This window comes from Ensifer sp. ENS03 (genome assembly GCF_014852035.1).
In the GTDB taxonomy this organism is placed as follows: Bacteria; Pseudomonadota; Alphaproteobacteria; order Rhizobiales; family Rhizobiaceae; genus Ensifer; species Ensifer adhaerens.
The window spans coordinates 1-3,943 of record NZ_JACVAV010000023.1; the positions used below are offsets into that span (position 1 = coordinate 1).

The following is a 3,943-nucleotide window of genomic DNA, read 5'->3' on the forward strand; positions in this document are numbered from 1 at the left end:
CAAAAAGCCCGCTGGATTTCTCCATGCGGGCTTTTTTTGATTTGGTTGCGGGGGCAGGATTTGAACCTGCGGCCTTCAGGTTATGAGCCTGACGAGCTACCGGGCTGCTCCACCCCGCGTCCAGCGCAAATCCCTGTGGGATTTGGCGCGGTAGCGTAAACCGCTTGCGGTTTATGCTTTTTCCGGTCCGGGTTTTGCGAAGCAAAATCCCGTTGTGTGTTTCGATTTTACCTACGCAAAAAGGCCGCTTGGTGGCGGCCCTTGCGTTTCGGCTTGGCCGAGTTTTGTGTCGAGAAGATTTCCGGATTTTCTTGCGATTTGCAGACCTGGCAGCGACCTACTCTCCCGCGTCTTAAGACGAAGTACCATCGGCGCTGGGGCGTTTCACGGCCGTGTTCGGAATGGGAACGGGTGCAGCCACCCCGCCAGAACCACCAGGTCGGCAAAGCGCAAGATTTGCGTCTAGCGGACGCAAACCGGATGAGAAGCTGGTGAGTTGGTCGAGCCAACTCGTTTTGTTTTGAACACGTCGCTCATCTGAAGATGAGCATGAGCAATGGGAACGATCAAGCCAATCGAACGATTAGTACTGGTAAGCTTCATGCGTTGCCGCACTTCCACACCCAGCCTATCAACGTGGTCGTCTTCCACGGTTCTCAAGGGAATACTCGTTTTCAGGTTGGTTTCCCGCTTAGATGCCTTCAGCGGTTATCCATTCCATATATAGCTACCCTGCTATGCCCTTGGCAGGACAACAGGTCCACCAGAGATATGTCCATCCCGGTCCTCTCGTACTAGGGACAGATCCTGTCAATATTCCTACACCCACGGCAGATAGGGACCGAACTGTCTCACGACGTTCTGAACCCAGCTCACGTACCGCTTTAATTGGCGAACAGCCAAACCCTTGGGACCTGCTCCAGCCCCAGGATGCGATGAGCCGACATCGAGGTGCCAAACAACCCCGTCGATATGGACTCTTGGGGGTCATCAGCCTGTTATCCCCGGCGTACCTTTTATCCGTTGAGCGATGGCCCTTCCACGCGGGACCACCGGATCACTATGACCGACTTTCGTCTCTGCTCGACTTGTCAGTCTCGCAGTCAGGCGGGCTTATGCCATTGCACTCGACGACCGATTTCCGACCGGTCTGAGCCCACCATCGCGCGCCTCCGTTACTCTTTCGGAGGCGACCGCCCCAGTCAAACTACCCACCATACACTGTCCCGGATCCGGATAACGGACCGCGGTTAGACATCCATGACGATAAGGGTGGTATTTCAAGGATGGCTCCACAAGAACTGGCGTCCCTGCTTCAAAGCCTACCACCTATCCTACACATGCCGACACGAATGCCAGTGTAAAGCTATAGTAAAGGTGCACGGGGTCTTTCCGTCTGACCGCAGGAACCCCGCATCTTCACGGGGAATTCAATTTCACTGAGTCTATGCTGGAGACAGCGGGGAAGTCGTTACGCCATTCGTGCAGGTCGGAACTTACCCGACAAGGAATTTCGCTACCTTAGGACCGTTATAGTTACGGCCGCCGTTTACTGGGGCTTCGATTCAGAGCTTGCACCCCTCCTCTTAACCTTCCAGCACCGGGCAGGCGTCAGACCCTATACGTCGTCTTGCGACTTCGCAGAGCCCTGTGTTTTTGATAAACAGTCGCTACCCCCTGGTCTGTGCCACCCCAACAGACTTGCGTCCCTTGGGGTCACGCTTCTTCCGAAGTTACGCGTGCAATTTGCCGAGTTCCTTCAGCATAGTTCTCTCAAGCGCCTTGGTATACTCTACCTGACCACCTGTGTCGGTTTCGGGTACGGTCTATACGGTGGAGCTATTTCCTGGAACCGCGTCCCCGCCCACACAATCCAATAAGTGTGAACAAGTTAAGCGATCCGTCACTACCACCAGGCCCACGAATATTAACGTGGTTCCCATCGACTACGCGTGTCCGCCTCGTCTTAGGGGCCGGCTAACCCTGCTCAGATTAACTTTAAGCAGGAACCCTTGGTCTTTCGGCGAGAGGGTCTCTCACCCTCTTTATCGTTACTCATGTCAACATTCGCACTTCCGATACCTCCAGGACCCCTCACGGGTATCCCTTCACAGGCTTACGGAACGCTCCGCTACCACACGTCTTGCGACGTATCCTCAGCTTCGGTGCATGGCTTTAGCCCCGTTACATTTTCGGCGCAAAGACCCTTATTTAGACCAGTGAGCTGTTACGCTTTCTTTAAATGATGGCTGCTTCTAAGCCAACATCCTGGTTGTTTTGGGATCCTCACATCCTTTCCCACTTAGCCATGACTTGGGGACCTTAGCTGGAGGTCAGGGTTGTTGCCCTTTTCACGACGGACGTTAGCACCCGCCGTGTGTCTGCCGACTAGTACTCCTCGGTATTCGGAGTTTGGTTAGGATCAGTAAGACGGTGAGTCCCCATAGCCCATCCAGTGCTCTACCCCCGAGGGTATTCGGTCGACGCACTACCTAAATAGTTTTCGCGGAGAACCAGCTATTTCCGAGTTTGATTGGCCTTTCACCCCTAACCACAAGTCATCCCAATCTATTGCAACAGATGCGGGTTCGGTCCTCCAGTTGGTGTTACCCAACCTTCAACCTGCTCATGGCTAGATCACTCGGTTTCGGGTCTAATGCGACGAACTGAACGCCCTGTTCAGACTCGCTTTCGCTGCGCCTTCACCTATCGGCTTAAGCTTGCTCGTCACACTAAGTCGTTGACCCATTATACAAAAGGTACGCTGTCACCCTTGCGGGCTCCAACTGTTTGTAGGCATCCGGTTTCAGGTTCTATTTCACTCCCCTTGTCGGGGTGCTTTTCACCTTTCCCTCACGGTACTTGTTCGCTATCGGTCATGCACGAGTACTTAGGCTTGGAGAGTGGTCTCCCCATGTTCAGACAGGATTTCACGTGTCCCGCCTTACTCAAGGACAATGAGTGTTCTACGTGTAAGGGGCTATCACCCTCTACGGCCGACCTTTCCATGTCGTTCCACTTTATTCCTCATTGCCACTGGCCTGGTCCGCGTTCGCTCGCCACTACTTGCGGAGTCTCGGTTGATGTCCTTTCCTGCAGGTACTTAGATGTTTCAGTTCCCTGCGTTCGCTTCTTACCCCTATGTATTCAGGATAAGATACCTTTAAACAATGCTTGGAAACCTAAGCCGTACTTGCGCACGACTTAAATTTTCCAAGCATTTAAGGTGGGTTCCCCCATTCGGAGATCCATGGATCAAAGCTTATTCGCAGCTCCCCACGGCTTATCGCAGCGTATCACGTCCTTCATCGCCTGTGCATGCCAAGGCATCCACCAAATGCCCTTTTGACACTTGATCGTTCTCATTGCCAATGCTCATCCTTAGCCGCCTTCCCGAAGGGAAGCGGCAACTCGGTTACCTTTTACAACCGAGCCAATCAGATGCCATCGACGTGTTCGACAGGCCTGCTTTATTGGAACCACGCCGAGCGGTTCACTTGCAGCCTGTCTTAAGACCAGCTTCTCGAGATCTGTCCGGTGATGCGCGGTCAGGCAACACCAATCCAGCATGAACACCAGAAGGGCACTCACAAGTGAGCACCCAAACAATGATCATGCCTCAAGGACAAGGCTTCCTTCCTACCTCCAGACCCTCCACCACATCCGGTCGGCTAGACCATCCATGGGTTCATCGGATCTGGGCTCGGACGTCCCGAATGATCGTAGATCATTCAAAACACCTGGAAGCTTCCAGACATATCTTCTCTTCACAATGTAATCAGAACAGGCATCAGGCCCTAAAGCCGATGCAAACTTATTTTCTCCAAGGATATCTTCCGTCAGTTCAACACCAATCGAATTGGTGGAGCTGAGCGGGATCGAACCGCTGACCCCCTGCTTGCAAAGCAGGTGCTCTCCCAGCTGAGCTACAGCCCCAACCGTT

The 3,943-nt window shown here is 53.5% G+C and carries 2 tRNA genes and 2 rRNA genes; all 4 read right to left on the reverse strand.

What is annotated here, in order from left to right:
- Positions 1-42: 42 nt before the first annotated feature.
- The 4 genes from IB263_RS33735 to IB263_RS33750 all read right to left on the reverse strand — a co-directional run bounded on the left by IB263_RS33735 (position 43) and on the right by IB263_RS33750 (position 3,936).
- Positions 43-119, reverse strand: a tRNA-Met gene (locus tag IB263_RS33735).
- A gap of 205 nt (positions 120-324) precedes the next feature.
- Positions 325-439, reverse strand: a 5S ribosomal RNA gene (gene rrf, locus IB263_RS33740).
- A 123-nt stretch (positions 440-562) separates the two neighbouring features.
- Positions 563-3,358: ribosomal RNA gene (locus IB263_RS33745) — 23S ribosomal RNA — on the reverse strand.
- Between the two features lie 502 nt (positions 3,359-3,860).
- Positions 3,861-3,936, reverse strand: a tRNA-Ala gene (locus IB263_RS33750).
- Positions 3,937-3,943 lie beyond the last annotated feature (7 nt).